Source organism: Oscillibacter sp. ER4, from assembly GCF_000765235.1.
GTDB lineage: Bacteria > Bacillota > Clostridia > Oscillospirales > Oscillospiraceae > Hominicoprocola > Hominicoprocola fusiformis.
In genome coordinates this window covers 1-21,375 of the sequence record NZ_JPJG01000010.1, presented here as the reverse complement: position 1 = coordinate 21,375, position 21,375 = coordinate 1, and the positions used below count along the sequence as shown (strand labels likewise).

The window sequence follows — 21,375 nt, the reverse complement described above, 5'->3', positions numbered from 1 at the left end:
TACTCTGCGGAGCCTTTTTTCTTGCTTTTTACGGCTTGTAGATCACGGCGACGGCGCAGGGCACGCGGCCGGGACAGTAGGCGTAGTCGACATCGTCGTAGCCCGCCGCGGCGATAAACTGCTTATACGTGTCGAACGTGAACTGACGCTTGAAGTCCGCGCCCGCCTTGCCGACGGTCGAGGCAAAGCCGCTCGTCTTGCCCTGCTCGCTGCGGTTCATATAGGTCGGGACTATGATCGTGCCGCCGCTGCGGCAGACGCGGTCGAGCTCGGCAAGGGCCTTGTACGGCTCGTCGAGCAGGTGGATGACGTTCGCGGCGATGACCACGTCGAACTGCCCGTCCGGTTCATCCAAGTGCAGAATATCGGCCTGACGGAACGTGACGTTCGGCAGCGCGCCGTATTTCTTCTTCGCCCGCTTGAGCATGTTGGCGGAGAAGTCCGTCGCGAGAAGCGTCCGGCAGCGTTTGGCGATGGCACCGGTGAGAAGGCCCGTGCCGCAGGCGCATTCGAGCACCGCATCGTCCGGCGCAATGCGGGAGCTGACGGCGGCAATGAGCGCCTTGTGGGTTTTCTTGTTGAATATGTCTGCAAAAAGGTCATAGACGCCTGCGACCCGATCCCAGAACATGTGCATTTTCCTTTCTGTGTGATCTGTTTCTCTACACGATAGCAGAAACGCGCGGAAAATGCTACTCTCAAGAGAAAAAAAACGAAAAATTAAGGGAGAGGATCCTACTTTTTGTGCTTTTTATAAAATGACTTGCCATCGGCGCGCGGGTGGTATATAGTCTTTATAAAGATTTCGCAAAGAAACTGCATTTTGCGTTAAGGAGTCGAATGATGAAACGAATTTGGTCGCTGTTTGCGGTGCTGGCGCTGCTGTGCGCGCTGACGATTCCGGCGCTGGCCGCCGCGGGCGGTACGGCGGACGCGGAACCTGCTGTACAGACGGTGAGCGAGGAAGAGCTCGCGCGCTCGGAGGAGAACACCACCAAGGTGCGCAAGATCTGGGCGGTGGCGGCGCTTATCGGTGTGGCATGCTTTGGCGGCGCGCTGGGCATGGCGCATTCGGTCGCGAAGGCGGCGAACAACATGGCCGAACAACCCGAGGCGGCGGGGCAGATTCGCACCTCGATGATGATGGGTCTTGTCTTTATCGAGACGGTCATCATCTATGCGCTGATCATAGCCATCCTGATCATCTTCGTATTGTGACGATAACGAGAAAAGTGGAATAGAGCGGCGGAAGGGGGCAGCACTGTCTCCTTCCGCTGCTCTATTTATTGAAGAAAAAGGGGAGGGGTCAGGGCTCTGTTAAGAAGACGAAAAGATGCTGTAAAGCGGCGGTTAATCATGAAGGAAGACTTGCATTTCCTGCGTGCAGGTGGTATAAATAAGTGCTGCATCCCAAGCAGAAATTGGATGATAGAAACAAAAGGGGGTAGGGCGCGTGGATAAGAAAAAGCGAACGCGCGAGCTGATCGTGTTCGCCGTGATCGTGCTGGCGCTGCTGGCCGGATGTTTGCTCACGCCGTCAGGCGGCGAGAGCGAACCGATCCAGGAGGTCATGCGTGACGCGGTGCTGCACGAGCAGAACAAGGTGAGCCTGTTTGGCCTGATCGAGGTGAACCCGGGGCTCATCTCCGCCTACATCGTGACGGGTATTTTAATAGTATTCGCCCTTGTGTGCCGGCTTTTTGTGATCCCAAAATTCAAATATGTGCCCGGCAGGTTCCAGCTCGTTTTAGAGCAGATCGTCGGCATGTTCGACGGCCTGGCCGAGGGCAGCAGCCCGCGCCGCAATAAATTCCTGCGGGCGTACATCTTCACCGCCGGTGTTTACATCTTTGTCAGCACGCTCTTTGAGCTGCTCGGCATTCAGGTGGTGACCACATCAGGCCACGCCGTCAGCCTGCCCGCGCCGCTATCCGATATCAACGGGGCGATCGCGCTGGGCGTGATGAGCTACGGCGTGATCCTCTTCGGCGGACTGATCGCCGCGGGCGTGGGCGGATTTCTGCACGCGCTCAAGGATTTCTCGCTGCCGATCTCGATGAGCTTTCGACTCTTCGGCGCGCTGCTTTCCGGCGCGCTCGTGACGGAGCTTGTGTATTACTACGCGGCGCTTTCCTATGTGCTGCCGGTCATCGTGGGCGTGATGTTCACGCTGCTGCACGCGCTGATCCAGGCGTATGTTTTAACGATGCTGGTGTCGACGTTCTACGGCGAATCGACCGAAAAGCACGAGAAAAAGCCCAAGGCAAAAAAGGTAAAAAAATCCCGCAGCGAAACGGCTGCCTGAAGAAAGAGGTAAAATTGCCATGAAAACGATGAAGAAATTCGCAGCGCTGATGATGCTGCTGTGCGCGCTGATGATCTGCACCATTCCGGCCCTCGCCGCAAACGAAAGCGGGAGCGACAGCAACGTGACTGAGACCGTGAGCGTCACGGCCGGCAGCAACGACAACGACGTGACCTCCGCCAAGGCGATGGGCTCGGGCGTGATGATCGGCATTGCGTGCCTTGGCGGCGCGCTGGCCATGGGCATTGCGGTCGGCAAGTCGAGCGAGGCCATGGCCCGCCAGCCCGAGGCCACAAGTCAGATCAGAACCACGATGATGATGGGCCTTGTGTTTATCGAGACGGTCATCATTTACGCCCTGATCGTGGCGATCCTCATTATCTTCGTCCTTTGATGAAGAACACTCCCAAAAAGGAGGGGCTTTGAATGCCGCTTAATATCAATTTGCAGCAGATCCTGCTGCATGCGCTGAACTTTGTTATCCTGTTCGGCGCGATGTATTTTCTGCTCTACAAGCCTGTGAAGAGCTTTATGGACAGCCGCAAGGCGCACTATGAGAAGATGGACGAGGACGCCAAGGCCGTGCTTGCCGAGGCCGAGAAGACGAAGGCCGGCTATGAAGCGCAGCTCAAGAACGCCGACGAGGAGATCGCACGCCGCCAGCGCGAGGCGAACGAAGCCTTGCAGCACGCGGTGGACGAGCGCCGCGCGCAGGCCGAGCAGCAGGCGGGCGAGATCGTGCGCAAGGCGCAGGAAGATGCCGCGCGCGAGCATGAGCGCGTGATGGAGCAGGCCAAGGGCGAAATTTCCGAGCTGATGAGCGCCGCGGCGGAAAAGCTGGTGCTCTCCAGCACGTCGGACGCTTACGACAAGTTCCTGGACACGGCGGAGGAGCGCAAGGACAATGGCTGAGCGCACGGAGCATTTAGAGGCCGTACTGCTCTCTGCCGTGCGTCCGTCGCAGGAGCAGGAGAAGCGATTTCTGGCCTTCCTCGCCGAAAAGTACGGCGAGGGCACGACGCTTACCTGGCAAAAGAGTGATGACTACCCCGACGGTTTCCGCCTCGAGGTGGGCGCGGAGGTCTACGACTGGAGCGCGGGCGGACGCCTGAGCCAGTTCAAGGACGCGCTCGAAAAGCTCGCCGCCACGCAGGGCGACGTCATCCCGCTGCTGAAGGAGACGGTGCTCTCGTGGACGCCGCAGGCCATGGCACAGGAGGTCGGCACCGTTCTGACCGTCGGCGACGGCATTGCCCGCGTGGACGGGCTGGAGGGCGCCGCCTATGGCGAGGTGCTGCTTTTCGACGGCGGCGTGCGCGGCATGGTGCAGGACTTATCCGAGGACAGCGTCGGCTGCATCCTCTTTGACGACGACGCGAGCGTCTGCGCAGGCAGCACGGTCCGCCGCACCGGACGCACGGCGGGCGTTCCCGTGGGCGAGGGGTTCCTCGGCCGCGTGGTCAACGCGCTCGGCGTGCCCATCGACGGCGGGGGAGACATCCGCGCCGACGGCTACCGCGCGGTGGAGAGTCCCGCTCCCGGTATCATCGACCGCCAGAGCGTCGACACGCCGCTTGAGACGGGCATTCTGACCGTCGACTCGATGTTCCCCATCGGCCGCGGCCAGCGCGAGCTCATCATCGGCGACCGCCAGACCGGCAAGACCGCTATCGCCCTCGACACCATCGTCAACCAGAAGGGCAAGGATGTCATCTGCATCTATGTCGCCATCGGACAGAAGGCGAGCTCCGTCGCCCAGCTCAAGAAGACGCTGGAAACGCACGGCGCGATGGATTATACGATCATCGTCAACGCCACGGCGAGCGATCCCGCGCCGTTACAGTACATTGCGCCCTACGCGGGCTGCGCCATGGGCGAATACTTTATGAATAAGGGCCGCGACGTGCTGATCGTCTACGACGATCTTTCCAAGCACGCCATCGCGTACCGCGCGATGAGCCTTCTTTTGGAGCGCTCCCCGGGCCGCGAGGCGTATCCGGGCGACGTGTTCTATCTGCACTCCCGCCTGCTCGAGCGCGCGGCGCATCTGAGCGAGGAGAAGGGCGGCGGCAGCATCACGGCGCTGCCGATCATCGAGACGCAGTCCGGCGACGTGTCGGCCTATATCCCGACGAACGTCATTTCGATCACCGACGGTCAGCTCATTCTGGAAACGCGCCTGTTCTTCTCCGGCCAGCGTCCGGCGGTGAACGTGGGCCTGTCCGTGTCCCGCGTGGGCGGCGACGCGCAGACCAAGGCGATGAAAAAGGCGGCCAAGACCATCCGCCTTGACCTTTCGCAGTACCGCGAGATGGAGTCGTTCACGCAGTTTGCAAGCGACCTTGACGAGTCGACGGCAAAGCTTTTATCCTACGGTCAGGGCTTGATGCGCATGCTGCGGCAGAAGCAGTTCCACCCCTACAAGCAGTATGAGCAGGTCATCCTGCTCGTCGCGGGGCTGAACCATGTTTTTCAGGAGATCGTGCCGGAGCAGCTCGATACGTTTATCCCCGCGCTCTTGCAGCACTTTGGCGAGACGCAGGGCGCGCTGTGCAATACCATCGAGCAGACCGGCCAACTCAGTGACGATCAGCAGTCGCAGATCATCGAGATCTCAAAGGAATTTGTGCAAAGCTATTTTTCCAAATAAAAAGTGAGGTGACAGGTACATGGCGAGCATGAAGGAGATCCGCGAGCACATCGCGAGCATCCAGAGCACGCAGAAGGTGACGAACGCGATGTACCTCATCGCTTCGACCAAGATGCGGCGGGCGAAAGAAGACCTTGCCAAGACGCGCCCGTTTTTCGACGCGGTCTCGACGCAGATCGAGCAGATCTTCCAGCACGCGGGCGAGATCGAGAGCCCGTACCTCTACCGGGGCAACGCGGACGATCTGGCCCAGCCGGGAACATACGCCTATCTTGCGGTGACGGCGGACCGCGGCCTCGCGGGCGCCTACAACCAGAATGTTATTCAGGAGACGATGAAGCGCCTTGAAAAGCACCCCGACAGCCGCCTTTTTGTGGTGGGCGGCAACGGGCGGCACTTCTTCTCCGGCCATGGCGTGCCGGTGGAAAAGAGCTTCCGCTACGATGCGCAGAGCCCCACGCTCCGCCGCGCGCGAGAGATCACGGCGAAGCTTTTGGATCTCTTCGACCGGGGCGAGATCTCCAAGCTCTTTATCATCTACACAGACCTTGGCAACGGCGTGGACATGGACGTGCGCACCGTGCGCCTGCTGCCGCTGGAGGATGAGCACTTTGCCAAAGAGGAGACGGCAGAAAAGCCCATCCGCTTTGAGCCCTCGGCAGAGGAGGTGCTCGCCAGGGTCGTGCCGGCGTACATCACGGGCTTTTTGTACTCGGCGATGGTCGACAGCTTTTGCGCCGAGCAGAACGCGCGCGCCTCTGCCATGGACTCGGCCAACCAGAACGAGGACGACATGCTGCGCGAGCTGCAGCTCGAGTACAACCACGAGCGGCAGGGCGCCATCACGAGCGAGATCACGGAGGTCTCCGCCGGCGCGCGCAGCAAGAAGAACCACATGAAGAAGGAGGCGCAGCATGCGCACAGGTAAGATCATTCAGGTATCGGGCAGCGTGGTGGACGTGCGCTTCCCGCACGGCGAGCTGCCGCGCATCCGCGAGGCGCTGTCCGTCGAGCTGAACGGCAAGCGCCTTGTGATGGAGGTGGAGCAACATTTGAGCGCCGAAACGGTGCGCTGCATCATGCTCTCCGGTAGCGAGGGCCTCAGCCGAGGCATGACCGTCACGGGCGAAGGCAGCGGCCTTCGCGTTCCCGTCGGCAAGGCGACGCTCGGGCGGCTTTTCAACGTCTTTGGCGATACCATCGACGGCGGCGCGCCGATTGGCGGCGCGGAGCCGCGCCGCAGCATCCACAGAAAGCCCCCCGCCTTCGACGAGCAGAGCCCGAGCGTTGAGATCTTGGAGACCGGCATCAAGGTCATCGACCTTTTGGAGCCCTATCCGCGCGGCGGCAAGATCGGCCTGTTCGGCGGCGCGGGCGTCGGTAAAACGGTGCTCATTCAGGAGCTTATCCACAACATCGCCGTCGAGCACGGCGGCTATTCGATCTTCACCGGCGTCGGCGAGCGCAGCCGCGAGGGCAACGACCTCTGGAACGAGATGCACGAGAGCGGCGTTATCGACAAGACCGCGCTTGTCTTCGGCCAGATGAACGAAGCGCCCGGCGTTCGTATGCGCGTGGCGCTGACAGGCCTTACGATGGCCGAATACTTCCGCGACGAGGAGCAGCGCGACGTGCTGCTGTTCATCGACAATATTTTCCGCTTTGTGCAGGCGGGCAGCGAGGTCTCGACCCTGCTTGGCCGCATGCCCTCCGCCGTCGGCTATCAGCCGACGCTCGCCAACGAAATGGGCGAGCTGCAGGAGCGCATCACCTCGACCAAGAGCGGCTCGATCACATCCGTGCAGGCGGTCTACGTTCCCGCGGACGATCTGACCGACCCTGCCCCGGCGACGACGTTCACCCACCTCGACGCGACAACGGTTTTGAGCCGTAAGATCGCCGAGCAGGGTCTGTATCCCGCGGTCGACCCGCTCGAATCGTCCTCCCGCATTCTGGAAGAGGACATCGTGGGCGAGCGGCACTACCGCATCGCGCGCAGCGTGCAGGCGACCTTGCAGAAATACCGCGAATTGCAGGATATCATCGCTATCCTCGGCATGGAGGAGCTGAGCGACACGGACAAGGTGACGGTCAACCGCGCGAGAAAGATCCAGCGCTTTTTGGCCCAGCCGACGTTCGTGGCCGAAAAGTTCACGGGCCTTCCGGGCGTCTATGTGCCGCTCGAGGAGACACTCCGCGGCTTTGAAGCCATTCTCTCCGGCGAGATGGACGGCTATCCCGAGATGGCGTTCTACAACGTCGGCACGCTTGATGACGCGCTCGCCAAGGCGAAGAAGATGGAAAGCGGGGAAGCGTGATGAAGACCTTTCCTCTCCGCGTCCTCGCGCCCGAGCGCACGTTTTTTGACGGGGCGTGCACATCGCTCACCGTGCCGAGCATCGACGGCATGTACGGCCTGATGGCGCAGCACGAGGATATCGTGCTCGCCATCGTCCCCGGCAAGCTGACGCTGCGGGACGCCGACGGCGTCGAGCAGATCGCCGCCGTGTCCGAGGGCGTGCTCAAGATGGAGCGCGGCGAGGCGCTCGTGCTGGTGGACACGATCGAGCGGCCGGAGGAGATCGACCTCCACCGCGCCGAGGAAATGGCCGCCGAGGCGCGTGCCGAGCTCAAGGCGAAGCGCAGCGCGCAGGAGCAGGCCATTGCCAATGCCCGCATCGCTCGCGCGATCAGCCGTATCCACGTCAAGCACGACGGGAAATAAATGAGAAAACGAAAATTCGCACCGCAAGGTGCGAATTTTTTGATCTCTCCGCCGACTTTCGCCCGTTTTTGCACACTTTTTGTGCTAAAAGTGGAGAAAAAGGAGGGGAAATCCATGGAAATGTCCGCAAGAAAGCCGCTGCTCCCGCGCCGCGTGCTCGACCTGCCCATCGATGCGCTGCGCCCCAACCCCAACCAGCCGCGCATCGAGTTTGACGAGGCCTCGCTGCGCTCGCTGAGCGACAGCATCCGCCGCTATGGCATCCTCCAGCCGCTGACCGTCCGCCGCACGGACGAGGGCTACGAGCTCATCGCGGGAGAGAGGCGGCTGCGCGCGGCGAAGATAGCGGGACTGCGCGAGGTGCCGTGCCTGCTCGCGCGCTCGAGCGAGGAGGAGAGCGCGCTGCTCGCGCTGATCGAAAACCTCCAGCGCCGCGATTTGCACTACTTGGAGGAGGCTGCGGCCATCGCGCGGCTGATCGCGACCTACGGCCTTTCGCAGGAGCAGGCGGCGGAAAGGCTGGGGAAATCCCAGTCCGCTATTGCCAACAAGCTGCGGCTGCTGCGCCTGTCGCCCGACTGTGTGCGCCTTCTGCGCGAGCATGACCTCTCCGAGCGGCACGCACGGGCGCTGCTGCGCCTGACGGACGAGGAAGACCGCCTCAAAGCCTTGCAAGTTATCGCCGCACGCGGCTACAACGTCGCGCAGAGCGAGGCGTATATCGAAGAGCTTTTGAAGCTCAAGCAGAAAACGCCCCCGCCGCGCCTGCCGACCTACATCGTCAAGGATGTGCGCATCTTTTTGAACACCATCCGCCACTCGCTCGGGCTGATGCAGCGCGCGGGCGTCGAGGCCGACATGCAGCGCGAGGACACGGACGATGGCATCCTTTTGACCATCCGCATCCCGAAACGTGCAAAAGAGGCCGGATAATCCCGCAAAATTGTCACCAAATTGTGATTCTTTTTCTCGCAAACTGTGGTATACTGAAACGACTGGCAGGGAAGTCCCTGTCCGGAAGATCGGAAGAAACAGGAGGAGCCAGCATGGATGAAATGAACGGCGCCTTTGAGGAAAAGAAGAGAAGAAAGGGCGGCAAACGCCTGATGCAGCCGGAAAAGGCCGCAAAGGCGGCCAAGGAGCCCCGCGCGGAAAAGCCGCCGCGCGTTCCACGTGAAACATCGGGAAAGACCGGCAAGGTCGTCGGCATTGTCGCGGGTGTGCTCGTGGTGGCGTACTTGGGCCTTGGCGCGTGGGCGTCGGCCAGCCATAAAATTTATCCCAACGTGATGATGGGCGATACCAACTACGGCGGGATGACCGAGCAGCAGGTCGCCGAGCAGCTCAAAGCGAGCGTCGCGCAGGCGAAGGGCACAGGTGTCGACTTTGTCCTGCCCGACGGCACGGAGGTCGCGCATGTTTCGCTCGACGAGATGCCGGAGTATGTCGACTTCGACGGACTTGCCAAGCATATCTACAACGTCTACGGCTGCAATGACAGCTTTCTGACCGCGGGCGCGAAGTATCTGCGCGCACTCTTCAAGCCGCAGGATGCCGCACAGGTGGTCGGCGCGGCCTATTCGCCCGATTTGATGGAGAATCTTGTCGACACGGTGTGCGACAGCATCAACTGCGACCCCGTGGAGTTTGCCATCAACGTGACAGAGGATGGCAAGGTTAGCGTGACGAAGCCGCAGGACGGCCGCGCGACGACTGATACCGCAAAAGACCAGATCGGCGTATACTTAAACGGCGCGTATTTGAGCGGCGGCGAACCGTCCGAGATCGTGCTTGAGCCTGCGAGCGAGGGCGGCGTCTACGATGTCATCCCTGCACAGGAGGTCGACCTGAGCGCGCAGCGCGAGGCCGTCATCGGCCAGAAGGTCAACGCGACGTATGATAAGGAGACCGGCGCGGTCACGCCAGGCCACGCGGGCGTGGAATTTACGCTTTCTGACCTTGAATCCGCCTACAATGCCGCGGCGGCGGGGGAGACGGTCGAGTTGCCGAACGCCACGGTCGAGACGCCGGACGTCACGGCAGAGCAGCTCCAAAAGGTCCTGTTCCGCGATGTGCTGAGCACCTACACCACGAAGGTCGGCGGCGCGTCCGGCCGCCGCGCGAACGTCAAGCTGACGGCCTCGCGCATCACCGGCTACATATTGAACTCCGGCGAAACGATGAAATACGGCCCGCTCGTCACACCCTTTACCGCGGCGAACGGCTACAGCACCGCGCCCGGTTACTTGCAGGGCAAGACCGTCGATATGGTCGGCGGCGGCGCGTGTCAGGCGAGCTCCACGCTCTACGCCGCGGCGCTCTACGCCAACCTTGAGATCGTGCAGCGCACGAACCACGGCTTTGCGTCCGACTACATCGGCCTCGGCCTCGACGCGACGGTCGCGCAGGGCGGGCCCGAGTTCGAGTTCCGCAACAACACGATGTACCCCATCAAGGTCATTGCCGAATATTACACGAGCGGCGGCAAGGACTATCTCAAGGTCACGCTGCGCGGCACGAAGGTCGACGACAGCTACGTGAAGATCAAGACCGAAGTGCTTGAAACCATCCCGTTCACGGAGGAGATCGTTGAGACCGACGAGCTCGCCCCCGGCGAGCGCAAGGTCGAGCAGACCGCCTACACCGGTTACAAGGTCAAGACCTACCGCAACGTCTACTCCGGTGACGGCAAGCTCATTTCGTCCACGTTCGAGGCGAGCAGCAATTATAAGGCGCGCAACCGCATCGTGCTCGTCGGCAAGTCCGCGGCGGTCACGCCGACTGATCCCGCCACACCTGTCGATCCCGGTACGACCACGCCGACCGACCCGACAACGCCCGTTGACCCCGGGACCACGACTGACCCGGGCACCACAACTGACCCCGGCGTGACAGACCCCGGCACGACCACAGAGCCGCCCGTCGAGCAGGAAAAGCCCGGTTGGCTCGATACGGGGCTCGACCGGTAAAAACAGCAGAACGAGAAAACGGAGAGGCATTGCCTCTCCGTTTTTACGTTGTTCAAGTGTTATTCGCCGTCCGAGTCCATGTAGAGCTCTTCGGCCTTCTGCTGCGCGGCGATCAGCAGCGCGCTGGCCTCACCATAGTTCTGCCTGTCCATTTTCTCCAGCGCGTCAGTCACGGCGTTGAAGAGGAGCAGATACATTGCCTTGTAGTCCGTCATAGAACCACCCTCGAAAAATTATATAACGTTTTGTTATATAGCACAATATAACATTTTGTTTTACGTATACTTCTTTACAGAATCTAAACACGAATTCTGGATGGAGTGAAGCAAAATGTATCGACGCATTCGAGACTTGAGAGAGGACAGCGACCTGACACAAAAGAGCTTGGCGGACTATCTGAGCTGCTCGCAGGTCTGCTATTCCAACTACGAGACCGGCAAGCGCGACGTCCCGAGCGACGTGCTCATCAGGCTCGCGCGGTTTTACCACACGAGTGTGGATTATCTTGTGGGGCTCACGGAGGAGCGGGCTCCTTACCCTAAAAAGAAATAGTACATAGTGCCATGTTCTCGCACGGGTGCGAGGGGAATGCAGCGCGACAGCGCTGCTTTTGTCCCTGCACTGTGCAGGGGGGGAGGCAGCGCCTTTGGCGCTGCACGAATCAAAGGGGATATTCTCTTTCGCAAAAGAGAATATCCCCTTTGGAACCCCAAGAGAAAGGCTTTGACATTGCGAGCAAGCAGCTCGAAGAGCTGCAATGCTTGCCGACTGCACTTCCCATAGCGCGGCGTTGCCGCGTTTGGGGTTGCTAGACGATTTGACTTTCTCCTATTATCCGCTGTTGCGCAGCCGTTGGCGGCTTTGCCGCCTTACGGATGCGGTACACTCCTTGCGGGTGCCGCTCTTCCCATCTTGTAGAAGTGCGCAGTAATCTCCGCCTACCGCGGCACTCCTCAATGCGGCGAGCGCCAGCAATGCCGCATTCCGCACGCAGTCTGCCGCTGAGGTAACGTCACTCGCGCCTCACGATAGTAAGGCGCGGTTGAAAACGGTGACGAATCGCAGGGATTCATGGCGAAGCCATGTACACCGCACTTACATTGCGCAGCGCGTGCAGCTCTTCAAGCTGCAAACTGCCAATGTGCGGGGTCAAGGGGCAAGGCCCCTTGCGTTCTCTTGGGGGATCAAAAGGGGGCCATTCTCTCACGTGAGAGAATGGCCCCCTTTGCCCGTTCCCCTGCCAGCAGGGAAACAACACGCTTCCCCCGCAGGGGGAAATTACTGTTTTTTCCTGATCAGAATAAACGGCGTGCACTGGTCATCCTGACCCGCGGGGTTATCGCGGATGATCTCACACAGCTGCTCGTCGGTGAGGGTCACGTTGTCGCCCTTGCCGAGGATGTCGCGCGTGAAGTCGTTCGCGTCGACGATCATCGCGCGCACGCCGGTCTTCTCATAGATCTCGTTGCACACGCCCGAGGGATTTTCCGGAATACGGATGCCGTAGTCGCCGTAGACGGGGAACACGTCGGGATAGAAGCCGTCGAGGCCCGTGACCTCCATGCCGACCATATCGTAGAAGATGCCGTGCTTGCCGACAAGCTTGCCGAAGCCTGCGCAGATCGCGGCCCAGAGGACCTTCCACGCGCCGCACTCGTCGATGGCGAACTGCATCTTGCACACCTCACCCACGCCGATGCCGGCGCTGTTGTGCTGGATGGCGAAGCGGCTGAGGAATTTCGCCAGCCACGAAATTTTCATATCCTTGCGGTAGACCACTCGCTTCTGGCACAGGGCGATGATCTTTTCGCTGATGCTCAGCAGGTCGCCCTCCTCGTAGAGGGGCTTGACGTAGCGGTTGACGAGTTCGATGTAATCCTCGCCGATCTCGACAAAGTGCGTCTGGATGGCGTGGCGCAGATAGACGCCCGTGGACGTCTCAATTTCAACGTTTTTGGAGCCGTTTGCAACAAAATCCATGAAAAAAGCCTCTTTCGTGCAGTATTTAGATCGATAAAATATGAACCGATGGTATTGTACCACAAAATCCGCAAAATGCTACTGTAAATTGCAAAAATTCAGGAAAGAAAAAAGCGCGCCGTCCGCGGCGCGTGCTTGACGCGGCGGACGGCGTGAAATGACGGAAAACGAGAAGGCAGAGCGCTTACTTTTCGGTGATGACCTTGAGCACCTTTTCGTAGCTCTCCTGGGCGATGGGTACAGCGTGCGCGAGCAGCGCCTCGCCCTTCTGGCAGCACTCGTCGCGGAACGCCTTGTCCTTTAAGGACGAGAGGTTGATGAGCACGTTGAGCCACGCGCTCTGCATGGCCGTCTTGAGCGTGAGCGCGGCGATGCCGAGGTCGCTGACAACGTTCGGATTCGTCGTGCCGACAAGCTCGGCGCACAGGTCAATGGCCTCGGAGCAAATTTCCATCATTGTCAGCGGCACCTGCGTGCAGCTGCGGAAGCTTGCCTGCACCGCGCCGCGGCGGATGGCCTTGTGCGCGTCATCATCCTTGGGGAGGGCAAGAGACTCGATCAGACCGTCGAAAACCTCGCTGTCGCGGTTCATCACATCGATGAAGCGCTCCTTGAGCTCATTGCCCTTGGCAATGGCGTCCAAAAGGCGTTCGCGGTCGTTTTCAAAGCCCTTCTTGTCAAGCGTCAGGCCGTTGACCATCATCGTCAGCGCCACGCCGACGCCGCCGGCAAGGCCCGCCACCGCGCCGCCGCCGGGGGCGGGAGTGCCGGAACCGACTTCGTTGATGAGCTCGGTAACTTTCATATCTGCGATCTTCATAGCGTTCCTCCCCGGATCGGTAAAATCAGAATAAAAGGTTTCAGGAAGAGGCGGGTCATCCCGCCTCTTCCTAGTAAATCAAAAGGGTAAAATCTGCGATATATTGCAGGGTTTCTCTTAAAACAGGCCGGTGATCTTGCCGTTTTCGTCGACGTCGATCTTCTCGGCGGACGGGACCTTGGGCAGGCCCGGCATCGTCATGATGTCGCCGGTCTTGGCGACCAGGAAGCCCGCACCGGCGTTGACCTTGAGGTCGCGGACGGTGATCTTGAAGCCGCGGGGCGCGCCGAGCTTGCTGGCGTCATCGGAGAAGGAGAACTGCGTCTTGGCCATGCAGATGGGCAGCTTGTCAAAGCCGAGCTCGGTGAGCTGCTTAAGCTGCTTCTTGGCGGAAGCGGCGATGACCACGCCGTCAGCGTGATAGACCTTGGTGGCGATGGCATTGAGCTTGTCCTCGATGCTGTCGTTGACGTCGTAGACGAACTGGAAGTGGTTGGGCTCGTCGCACAAGCGCACGACTTCCTCAGCCAGCGCAAGGCCGCCTTCGCCGCCCTTGGCCCACACTTCGCTCAGGCGGACGTTGACGCCCAGCTCGCGGCACTTGGACTCGACGAGGTCGAGCTCGGCCTTGGTGTCGGTCGGGAACGCGTTGATGGCGACGACGCAGGGGAGACCGTAGACGTTCTTCACGTTGTCGACATGCTGGAGGAGGTTCGGCAGGCCCTTTTCAAGAGCTTCGAGGTTCTCACTGTTGAGCTCGGCCTTGGGCACGCCGCCGTGATACTTGAGCGCGCGAACGGTCGCAACGATGACGACAGCGTCGGGGTGGAAGCCCGCGGCGCGGCACTTGATGTCGAGGAACTTCTCGGCGCCGAGGTCGGCGGCGAAGCCGGCTTCCGTGACGGTGTAGTCGCTCAGGCGCATCGCGGTCTCAGTGGCCTGGATGGAGTTGCAGCCGTGGGCGATGTTGGCGAACGGGCCGCCGTGGATGAACGCGGGAGTGCCTTCGAGCGTCTGGACCATGTTGGGCTTGATGGCATCCTTTAAGAGCGCGGCCATCGCGCCCTCAGCCTTCAGGTCGTGCGCGGTGACGGGCTTGTCGTCGTAGGTGTAGGCGACAACCATCTTGCCGAGGCGCTCCTTGAGGTCGGCGAGGCCGGTCGCAAGGCAGAGAACTGCCATGACTTCGCTCGCGACGGTGATCTCAAAGCCGTCCTCGCGGGGCACGCCGCTGGCCTTGCCGCCAAGGCCGTCGATGATGTGGCGGAGCTGGCGGTCGTTCATATCGACAGCGCGCTTCCACACGATCTTGCGGGGGTCGATGCCGAGCACGTTGCCCTGCTGGATGTGGTTGTCGAGAAGAGCGGCCAGCAGGTTGTTGGCAGCGCCGATGGCGTGGAAGTCGCCGGTGAAGTGCAGGTTGATATCCTCCATGGGGACGACCTGAGCGTAGCCGCCGCCGGCAGCGCCGCCCTTGACGCCGAACACGGGGCCGAGAGAGGGCTCGCGCAGGCAGACCATGGTGTTCTTGCCGAGCTTGTTGAGCGCGTCGGCAAGGCCGACGGACGTGGTGGTCTTGCCCTCGCCCGCGGGGGTGGGGCTGATAGCGGTGACGAGGATCAGCTTTGCCTTGCGGGGCAGCTTGCGGATCTCGCTTAAGTCGAGCTTGGCCTTGTAGTTGCCGTAGAGCTCGAGGTGCTTTTCATCGATGCCGGCCTTGGCGGCGACGTCGACGATTTTTTTCATTTCATGTGCCTGGGCGATCTCAATGTCGGTCATGGGGAATACCTCCTAAATAATTATGTATTTAAAAGCGGAGAATTGTCTCTTATTGACAAAATCAATTATAGCCGAACGATAGAGAAAGGTAAACTGTTTTGCAAGCCTCTTTTTTCCAAAAGCCTTAAAAAATTAAGCGTTGGTTCGCGTGCCTTAAAAAGAAAAAACGGGAGATTTTTGGACGAATTTTCAACGCTTGCGGCAAAGGTCAAAACGAGAAAAGCGAAAGTTGCCAGCGCCCGGCTTTCATTTCACTCTGCCGCGTCACAGCGTGATGCGCATGGGCTCATCCAGCGTGACCTCGCCGCCGATGCTCGCGGCGATGACGTTTCCGCCTTGGCGCTCGACGCTTGCGCGGACCGCGCCCGCGGGCTGCCGGTATTCGCACGAAAAACCGCCGTTTTCCATGCGTTCGCTCTGCGCGACGGCGCAGGCGACGCTGCCGCTGCCGCAGCTGCCCTCCCAGACGAGGGAGTCGGTCTCGATGACCTTGACGAGCGGGGTCATGCTGCGCTTTTCCGCATCGAGGAAAATGACGCCGCAGGCGTCAAGTCCTGCAATTCCGGAAAAGATCGACTCCGCCGCGCGGAAGAACCCTTCGCTCGGCTCCACGCCCTCAACGACGAAGTGGGCGATGCCTGTTAAGTCGACGAGCGTGCCCTCGTGACCATTCACCGTGACACGCTTCACGCTGCGCGGACAGGGCATTTCAGCGCGCGCCGTGCCGCTTTTCAGATCGACCTGCGCAGTGACGACATGGTCGCAGCCGCTCACGCGCAGCCTGACCGAGGAAAGGCCGCCCTTTTGCTGGGCAATATACATGCCGTAGGCGCGCGTCGCGTTGCCGCAGAATTCGCCGCCCATCATCTCCATGTGGCCGTCGACGTCGTCCTCGGCGGCGCAGGCGTAGCCGACCTGCTCGGCCTTGAGCGCGGGGATCGCCATGATCTTCTCCGCGATGGCCGCGCGCTGTGCCTTTTCGACCGGATCGAGCACGAACACCGTAATGTTCCCCGCCGGGTCCGCCCGTAAAATGTTCAGTTCCATAGCAAGTTCCTCCTAAAAAAAGAAGGTGTAAAGCCAAAATAACTTTACGCCTTCTTTTACATCCTGTCAATTCGTGTCAAAACACAAATCTTTCAGCATTATTGTCCCCAAATCGGTAGCAATAACCATTTTTGAGACGCATCACATTTGCGGCCGCGCACGCCGCAAATGATCTTAACCTGTCCCGAAGGACGACACGCGCCCTATTCACGCCGCGCACGGCGTGAATGATTTTGATCCGTTTTTTCTGACGACACAGAATTTATTTACGGCGCGCACGCCGCAAACAAATTGGATACGTCCCGAAGGACGACCTGTGCGTCCGCAGGGACACTCTGCAAACTTTTTCACGCTGAGTGAAAAAGTTTGAGACCCCTCTCAAAAACGGGCTTGCCCGTTTTTGACTTACTCAAAGTCGGGGATATACTCCTTGACGATATCCAGCAGCTCGCCGGAGCGGATCATCGCTTCCACCGCACGGATGTCGGGCCAGATCTCACGGTCGATCTCATAGAAAGCGACCTTCTCGCGCACGTGCTGATAGAGAGCCTCATGCAGCGGGGTCATGCCCTGGCCGTGGGTGTTCAGGCGGCGGCGGATGTCGATGGCCTGGCAGGCGGTCATCAGCTCGTCAGCGAGGACGTCCTGCGTGTTCTGCAGGATCATCTTGGCCTTACGGGCAGCGGTGGTGCCCATGGAGACGATGTCTTCCTGGTTGGCGGAGGAGGGGATGGAGTCGACGGAAGCGGGGTGAGCGTAGATCTTGTTCTCGCTGACCATGGAGGCGGCAGCGTACTGAACGATCATGAAGCCGGAGTTGACGCCAGCCTCGGTAGTCAGGAACGCGGTCAGGCCGTTGGAGAGCGCGGGGTTGACCATACGCTCGGTGCGGCGCTCGGAAGCGTCGGCCAGCTCGCTCGCGGCGATGCCGAGGAAGTCGAACGGCAGGGCCATGGGCTCGCCGTGGAAGTTACCGCCGGAGATAACGGCTTCGTCATCGAGGAACATCAGCGGGTTATCGGTGACGGCGTTGAGCTCGATCTCGACCTTCTCACGGACGTAATCGAGAGCGTCACGGCAGGCACCGTGCAGCTGCGGGATGCAGCGCAGGGCGTAAGCGTCCTGAACGCGGTCCTTCTGGCAGTTGTCGAGGATCTCGGAGCCGTCGAGCAGCTTGCGCATGTTCGCGGCGACGAGCATCTGGCCCTTCTGGCCGCGCACCTGATGGATGCGGGGGTCGAAGGCGTTGCGCAGGCCGGTCAGGCCCTCGAAGGACATGGACGCGATCACGTCGCCGAGCTGGGCGGCGCAGATGGTGTCGTACAGCGCGAGAGCGCCGACGGAGGTCATCGCGCAGGTGCCGTTCGTCATGCCGAGGCCTTCCTTGGAGACCAGGGTGTCGAGCGTCTTGATGCCGGCCTTGGCCATGGCCTCAGCGCCGGGCATCTTCACGCCCTCGTACATGGCCTCGCCCTTGCCGAGCATGGGGAGCGTCATGTGAGCGAGAGGAGCCAGGTCGCCGGAGGAGCCGAGAGAGCCCTTCTGCGGGACGACGGGGGTCACGCCCTTGTTGAGCATCTCGAGCAGCATCTCGACGAGGATGGGACGAACGCCGCTCACGCCGCCGCACAGAGCGTTGGCACGCAGCAGCATCATGCCGCGGACGATCTCGTCAGCATACGGCTCGCCGGCGGCGGTGCAATGGCTGAGGATCAGGTTGGTGGAGAGCTGATTGCTCATCTCCTTGGGGACGGCGACCTTCTGGAATTCGCCAAAGCCGGTGGTGATGCCGTAGGCGACGCGGCCCTCAGCGGCGATCTTCTCGGCCAGGGCGCGGGACTTCTTCATGGCTTCCAGAGCGGAGGGAGCCAGCTCGACGGTCGCATTGTAGCGAGCGATGGCGACGAAGGATTCGAGCGTCAGGCTGTGGCCATCGACAACGACATGCTTGATCGCGGTAGGATTCATGATCATGGTAGTGTCCTCTCTTTTCTCAAAGTTCCGGTGTGACCCGGTCGGCGTGTCCGGTTGCCCGAACCGCCCAAGTGCAAGAAACGTGTCGAAGCGTTCCCCTTACTTTCCGCGCATGCCCGTGCGTGGATGGCGCTCCGCCTGTGGAAAAGTCCCACAGGATCGTTCTAGAAACAGTATAGCACATTTTTGTGCAAAATCAATAGTTTCTTGCCGAAAAAAGTTTTCTTTGTTGTGCGTTATCACCATATTTGGATAACACACTATCAGGGTACAGTGATAGAATTAGACAGAATAGATAAAAAAAGCGCCCCGCAAAAGCGGGGCGCCCTTCATTCTTTGTGGAAAGGTCACAGTTGTTCACTTCTTGTGCTTCTTGCTGGACTTCGGTTCGGGCGCGGCATAATCCATGATGCGGATCGCCGGATTCTTCTTTTTGATGAACGCGTAGATCTCGTCGAGGTCTTCGCGCGGGAAGAAGAGAGCCTTTTCCGTGTTGCCGTGGCCGATGTGCAGGCGCACCATGTCGGCATGGCCGCGGTCCTCGCACACGATCGCATTGATGTCCTCCCAGGGGAAGAACTCGTAGTGCGTGGTAAACTGCATGTTGTAGAAGATCTCAAGTCCGCGGCTCGTGAGAGCGGCGTCCTTTTTGGTCATCAGCGTCAGCAGATACAGCACTGAGAATGCGAGCGAGACGAAGGCGAGCAGCGGGTTTCTGCTGCGGGTCGAAATGCCGAACAGCAGCAGCACGACAACCAAGATCCATCCGCCGGTCTGCACCCACTTTTTACGTGGCTTGAGCGACGACTGTGCGGGGTAGATCGGAGGCGGGACGGATTCCCAGGGAAGCGAATGTTTCACAGCGGTGATTCCTTTCTAAGTAAAGCGGGGAAGGGGGCTTACGCGTTGATCTTGGGGGCCTTACCGGCAGCACGGCGAGCCTCGAGGTTCGCAACGGCCTTGGCGTGAGCCTCTTCGGGAGCGCCGGCGGGCTTGCCGGCCTTGGTCTTGCCGAAGACATTGGTGTAGGAACCGTCAGCCCAGAAGATGTTGCGGCCGAACAGAGCGGTCACATAGGCGTAAACGGGGTTGAGCAGGTTGACGAACGCATACGGGAAGAACACCAGCGGGCTCATGCCGAGAACGCCGGTCTGGTAAGCGCCGCAGCCGGTCCAGGGGAACATAACGGCCCAGAGGGTACCGGCATCTTCCAGAGAACGGGAGAGCATATTGCGGCCGAGACCGAGCTCGTCGTACTTGTCAGCATAGATGGGGGCGGGAACGCCGATGCCGAGGAACTGGTCGCACATGGTGGCGTCGCAGAAGATGGAGGTTAGCAGGGTGGCGAGGATGAGGCTGCCGACAGAGTGGATCTTGTGCTTCAGGCCGCCGAACAGACGCTCGACGCAGCCGCAGCGCTCCAGAGCACCGCCGTAGGCGAGCGCGAGGAGGATGAGGTTGATGGTCCACATGGTGCCGTCCATACCGCCGGCCTTGCCGAGGATGGAGTCAGCGACCTCGTTGCCGGTCTCAACGCCGATACCATAGTGCAGCATGTTGAAGATGTCGCCCAGGGCGCGGGAGCCGTAGATGGAGGTGGGCTGGAAGATCATCATGAAGATGGTCGCGGTGGCAACGGAGATGGCGATACCGACAAGGCCGGGCACGCGCAGGATGCACATCACGATAACCACGATGATGGGGATGAGCAGAACGGGGGAGATCACGAAGGCCTCGCGGAACGCGTCCTGAATGGACTGGGCGACGGTCGGATCATAGGCGCTGGCGTCGATGTTCAGGCCCATGATGGTGTAGAGGATGAGGGCGATGACCAAGGTCGGGCCGGTGGAGGAGACCATCGCGGTGACGTGGTCGAAAAGACCGGTCTCGGCAACAGCCGCGGCGAGGTTGGTAGTATCGGACAGGGGAGAGAACTTATCGCCGACATACGCGCCGGAGATGATCATACCGGCGGTGAGGGCGGGATTGATGCCAAGGCCCGCGCCAATGCCGAGGAACGCAAGACCGATGGTGGCGGTGGTGGTCCAGGAGGAGCCGCACGCCATACCGACGATCGCGCAGAGGATGCAGCCGACAGGCAGGAACAGCTTCGGGGTCAGCAGATCCAGACCGTAAACGATCAGGGAGGGGATCGCACCGGAGGCCATGAAGCTCGAGACCAGGAAACCGACGGTGCAGAGGATCAGAACAGCTTCCATGGAAGCGCTCAGGCGCTCGATCATACCGGCGAGCATATCCTTAAAGTCGTGACCGCAGAAGTGACCGACGATGCACGCGACGACGATGGACATGACCAGGGGCAGGTGAGCGTCATGGTAACCGGATTCGGAATGACCGAGGAAGCAGTAAAGCATGAACCCGATCATTGCCACAATGGGAACTAACGCCAGCAGAAAACTGGGCTCCCGTGCGACTTTCTTTTCGTTTGCCATTGATAAAATACCTCTCTCTTCATAAAAATACTTGCCCGTCAGGAAGCGGGAAGCCGCTCCTCCCCATGACGAACACGCTGCACACCGCACGCGGGGACGTGCGTTTTCTGTGGAGGGGTCCCACAGAAAAACAGACACAGGACTTAGGCAACAGCACCGTCGGGCAACGGTTTCTTGCACGCTGTTTCCCATGCCCTAATCTATTTGTGAACTAATTGTAACATACCTGTTCAGCAAAAGCAATAAAATTCGCGTAGATTCCAAAAATATTTTAGTCAATTCTTCTATATCGGGATGACGTGATGTTATGCTGATATGCTTTTACGGCATTGCAATAAGGCGAAACAGACAAAAAGGAGCAGGCGCTTATGAACAGCACCCCACATGTTAGACAGTATGATATACTACCTAACAAGTGGGGTGTTTTGTTATGTCAAAAAGAGTGCCAAACAAGAAATACACACCAGAATTCAAGAAGCTGGTGGTAGAAACAATGCTGAAAGGAAAACTTGGGTATAGTGAAACGGCAGAGAGATTCGAAATTCGGCACAAACGAGTACAAGACTGGGAACGAATCTATCTGGAAGAAGGTCCGGAAGGCTTGGCAATTGAGCATCGAGGCCGTGGCAGTACTGGCCGGCCGAAGAAGCTGCCCAAGGCGGTGGAAGAAGAT

21 protein-coding genes are annotated in these 21,375 nt (G+C 60.0%); 12 read left to right on the top strand and 9 right to left on the bottom strand.

Going from position 1 to position 21,375, the window contains the following annotated elements; genetic code table 11:
* Nucleotides 1-28: 28 nt before the first annotated feature.
* Nucleotides 29-676, bottom strand: coding sequence for a class I SAM-dependent methyltransferase (locus NI20_RS0101735; protein ID WP_255357992.1), 648 nt, complete (start codon nt 674-676; stop codon nt 29-31).
* A 164-nt stretch (nt 677-840) separates the two neighbouring features.
* Here NI20_RS0101735 and NI20_RS13960 point away from each other — a divergent pair, with 164 nt between their 5' ends.
* The 10 genes from NI20_RS13960 (at nt 841) to NI20_RS13950 (ending at nt 10,649) form a co-directional block, all read left to right on the top strand.
* Nucleotides 841-1,218, top strand: a complete 378-nt coding sequence (locus NI20_RS13960) for an ATP synthase F0 subunit C (RefSeq protein ID WP_081958327.1) — start codon at nt 841-843, stop codon at nt 1,216-1,218.
* Nucleotides 1,219-1,453: 235 nt separating this feature from the next.
* Complete coding sequence (locus NI20_RS0101725) at nt 1,454-2,305, top strand: F0F1 ATP synthase subunit A (protein WP_033119724.1); 852 nt, start codon at nt 1,454-1,456, stop codon at nt 2,303-2,305.
* 19 nt (nt 2,306-2,324) lie between these two features.
* Nucleotides 2,325-2,699 carry an ATP synthase F0 subunit C gene (gene atpE, locus NI20_RS14395; RefSeq protein WP_197055334.1) on the top strand — a complete coding sequence of 125 codons (375 nt, stop codon included), beginning with the start codon at nt 2,325-2,327 and terminating at the stop codon, nt 2,697-2,699.
* A gap of 32 nt (nt 2,700-2,731) precedes the next feature.
* On the top strand, nt 2,732-3,217 hold the full coding sequence (locus NI20_RS13955) for an ATP synthase F0 subunit B (RefSeq protein WP_052084350.1): 486 nt from the start codon (nt 2,732-2,734) through the stop codon (nt 3,215-3,217).
* Nucleotides 3,210-4,955 carry a F0F1 ATP synthase subunit alpha gene (gene atpA, locus NI20_RS0101710; protein WP_081958326.1) on the top strand — a complete coding sequence of 582 codons (1,746 nt, stop codon included), beginning with the start codon at nt 3,210-3,212 and terminating at the stop codon, nt 4,953-4,955. Before NI20_RS13955 ends, atpA begins: the two co-directional genes overlap by 8 nt.
* 19 nt (nt 4,956-4,974) lie before the next feature.
* Nucleotides 4,975-5,883: an ATP synthase F1 subunit gamma gene (atpG, locus tag NI20_RS0101705; protein ID WP_033119722.1), complete on the top strand. Its 909-nt coding sequence runs from the start codon at nt 4,975-4,977 to the stop codon at nt 5,881-5,883.
* Nucleotides 5,870-7,273 (top strand): F0F1 ATP synthase subunit beta, encoded by a 1,404-nt coding sequence (gene atpD / locus NI20_RS0101700; protein ID WP_033119721.1) that lies wholly within the window; start codon nt 5,870-5,872, stop codon nt 7,271-7,273. Before atpG ends, atpD begins: the two co-directional genes overlap by 14 nt.
* Nucleotides 7,273-7,680, top strand: coding sequence for an ATP synthase F1 subunit epsilon (gene atpC / locus NI20_RS0101695; RefSeq protein WP_033119720.1), 408 nt, complete (start codon nt 7,273-7,275; stop codon nt 7,678-7,680). The genes atpD and atpC overlap by 1 nt, the downstream gene beginning before the upstream one ends.
* Nucleotides 7,681-7,794: 114 nt before the next feature.
* Entirely contained in the window at nt 7,795-8,613 is an 819-nt protein-coding gene (locus NI20_RS0101690) for a ParB/RepB/Spo0J family partition protein (protein WP_033119719.1), read from the top strand.
* Between the two features lie 113 nt (nt 8,614-8,726).
* Nucleotides 8,727-10,649 (top strand): VanW family protein, encoded by a 1,923-nt coding sequence (locus tag NI20_RS13950; RefSeq protein ID WP_052084349.1) that lies wholly within the window; start codon nt 8,727-8,729, stop codon nt 10,647-10,649.
* Between the two features lie 59 nt (nt 10,650-10,708).
* Here the strand turns inward: NI20_RS13950 and NI20_RS15300 are convergent, their stop codons facing one another.
* Complete coding sequence (locus NI20_RS15300) at nt 10,709-10,864, bottom strand: hypothetical protein (protein WP_177612610.1); 156 nt, start codon at nt 10,862-10,864, stop codon at nt 10,709-10,711.
* 115 nt (nt 10,865-10,979) lie between these two features.
* On the opposite strand from NI20_RS15300, the gene NI20_RS0101680 reads away from it, so the two are divergent.
* Nucleotides 10,980-11,201 (top strand): helix-turn-helix domain-containing protein, encoded by a 222-nt coding sequence (locus NI20_RS0101680; RefSeq protein ID WP_033119718.1) that lies wholly within the window; start codon nt 10,980-10,982, stop codon nt 11,199-11,201.
* A 726-nt stretch (nt 11,202-11,927) separates the two neighbouring features.
* Here the strand turns inward: NI20_RS0101680 and NI20_RS0101675 are convergent.
* The 7 genes from NI20_RS0101675 to NI20_RS0101645 all read right to left on the bottom strand — a co-directional run bounded on the left by NI20_RS0101675 (nt 11,928) and on the right by NI20_RS0101645 (nt 20,702).
* Nucleotides 11,928-12,629 (bottom strand): F420-0--gamma-glutamyl ligase, encoded by a 702-nt coding sequence (locus NI20_RS0101675; protein WP_033119717.1) that lies wholly within the window; start codon nt 12,627-12,629, stop codon nt 11,928-11,930.
* Nucleotides 12,630-12,813: 184 nt separating this feature from the next.
* The gene (locus NI20_RS0101670; RefSeq protein ID WP_033119716.1) at nt 12,814-13,449 is read right to left on the bottom strand and encodes a cyclodeaminase/cyclohydrolase family protein; all 636 of its coding nucleotides are present in this window, start codon (nt 13,447-13,449) and stop codon (nt 12,814-12,816) included.
* A gap of 117 nt (nt 13,450-13,566) precedes the next feature.
* Nucleotides 13,567-15,228: a formate--tetrahydrofolate ligase gene (locus tag NI20_RS0101665; protein ID WP_033119715.1), complete on the bottom strand. Its 1,662-nt coding sequence runs from the start codon at nt 15,226-15,228 to the stop codon at nt 13,567-13,569.
* Nucleotides 15,229-15,492: 264 nt separating this feature from the next.
* Nucleotides 15,493-16,275, bottom strand: coding sequence for a hypothetical protein (locus tag NI20_RS0101660; protein WP_033119714.1), 783 nt, complete (start codon nt 16,273-16,275; stop codon nt 15,493-15,495).
* Nucleotides 16,276-16,680: 405 nt separating this feature from the next.
* Nucleotides 16,681-18,249 (bottom strand): histidine ammonia-lyase, encoded by a 1,569-nt coding sequence (gene hutH, locus NI20_RS0101655; RefSeq protein WP_052084348.1) that lies wholly within the window; start codon nt 18,247-18,249, stop codon nt 16,681-16,683.
* Nucleotides 18,250-18,606: 357 nt separating this feature from the next.
* A complete protein-coding gene (locus NI20_RS0101650; RefSeq protein WP_052084347.1) occupies nt 18,607-19,110 on the bottom strand; it encodes a hypothetical protein in 504 nt (167 codons plus the stop codon).
* A gap of 38 nt (nt 19,111-19,148) precedes the next feature.
* Entirely contained in the window at nt 19,149-20,702 is a 1,554-nt protein-coding gene (locus NI20_RS0101645) for a Na+/H+ antiporter NhaC family protein (RefSeq protein WP_033119712.1), read from the bottom strand.
* Nucleotides 20,703-21,132: 430 nt separating this feature from the next.
* On the opposite strand from NI20_RS0101645, the gene NI20_RS0101640 reads away from it, so the two are divergent.
* Nucleotides 21,133-21,375, top strand: a 243-nt coding sequence (locus NI20_RS0101640) for a helix-turn-helix domain-containing protein (protein ID WP_033119711.1), incomplete at its 3' end; no start/stop codon positions are given.

What these genes read in the sequence shown, in the direction of transcription:
- atpA (WP_081958326.1), top strand. Translation starts at nt 3,210, where the DNA reads ATGGCTGAGCGCACGGAGCATTTAGAGGCCGTACTGCTCTCTGCCGTG.
- NI20_RS0101680 (WP_033119718.1), top strand. Translation starts at nt 10,980, where the DNA reads ATGTATCGACGCATTCGAGACTTGAGAGAGGACAGCGACCTGACACAA.
- NI20_RS13950 (WP_052084349.1), top strand. Translation starts at nt 8,727, where the DNA reads ATGGATGAAATGAACGGCGCCTTTGAGGAAAAGAAGAGAAGAAAGGGC.
- NI20_RS13960 (WP_081958327.1), top strand. Translation starts at nt 841, where the DNA reads ATGATGAAACGAATTTGGTCGCTGTTTGCGGTGCTGGCGCTGCTGTGC.
- atpE (WP_197055334.1), top strand. Translation starts at nt 2,325, where the DNA reads ATGAAAACGATGAAGAAATTCGCAGCGCTGATGATGCTGCTGTGCGCG.
- NI20_RS15300 (WP_177612610.1), bottom strand. Translation starts at nt 10,864, where the DNA reads ATGACGGACTACAAGGCAATGTATCTGCTCCTCTTCAACGCCGTGACT.
- NI20_RS0101690 (WP_033119719.1), top strand. Translation starts at nt 7,795, where the DNA reads ATGGAAATGTCCGCAAGAAAGCCGCTGCTCCCGCGCCGCGTGCTCGAC.
- NI20_RS0101675 (WP_033119717.1), bottom strand. Translation starts at nt 12,629, where the DNA reads ATGGATTTTGTTGCAAACGGCTCCAAAAACGTTGAAATTGAGACGTCC.
- atpG (WP_033119722.1), top strand. Translation starts at nt 4,975, where the DNA reads ATGGCGAGCATGAAGGAGATCCGCGAGCACATCGCGAGCATCCAGAGC.
- NI20_RS0101665 (WP_033119715.1), bottom strand. Translation starts at nt 15,228, where the DNA reads ATGACCGACATTGAGATCGCCCAGGCACATGAAATGAAAAAAATCGTC.
- atpD (WP_033119721.1), top strand. Translation starts at nt 5,870, where the DNA reads ATGCGCACAGGTAAGATCATTCAGGTATCGGGCAGCGTGGTGGACGTG.
- NI20_RS13955 (WP_052084350.1), top strand. Translation starts at nt 2,732, where the DNA reads ATGCCGCTTAATATCAATTTGCAGCAGATCCTGCTGCATGCGCTGAAC.
- NI20_RS0101645 (WP_033119712.1), bottom strand. Translation starts at nt 20,702, where the DNA reads ATGGCAAACGAAAAGAAAGTCGCACGGGAGCCCAGTTTTCTGCTGGCG.
- NI20_RS0101670 (WP_033119716.1), bottom strand. Translation starts at nt 13,449, where the DNA reads ATGAAGATCGCAGATATGAAAGTTACCGAGCTCATCAACGAAGTCGGT.
- hutH (WP_052084348.1), bottom strand. Translation starts at nt 18,249, where the DNA reads ATGATCATGAATCCTACCGCGATCAAGCATGTCGTTGTCGATGGCCAC.
- NI20_RS0101660 (WP_033119714.1), bottom strand. Translation starts at nt 16,275, where the DNA reads ATGGAACTGAACATTTTACGGGCGGACCCGGCGGGGAACATTACGGTG.
- atpC (WP_033119720.1), top strand. Translation starts at nt 7,273, where the DNA reads ATGAAGACCTTTCCTCTCCGCGTCCTCGCGCCCGAGCGCACGTTTTTT.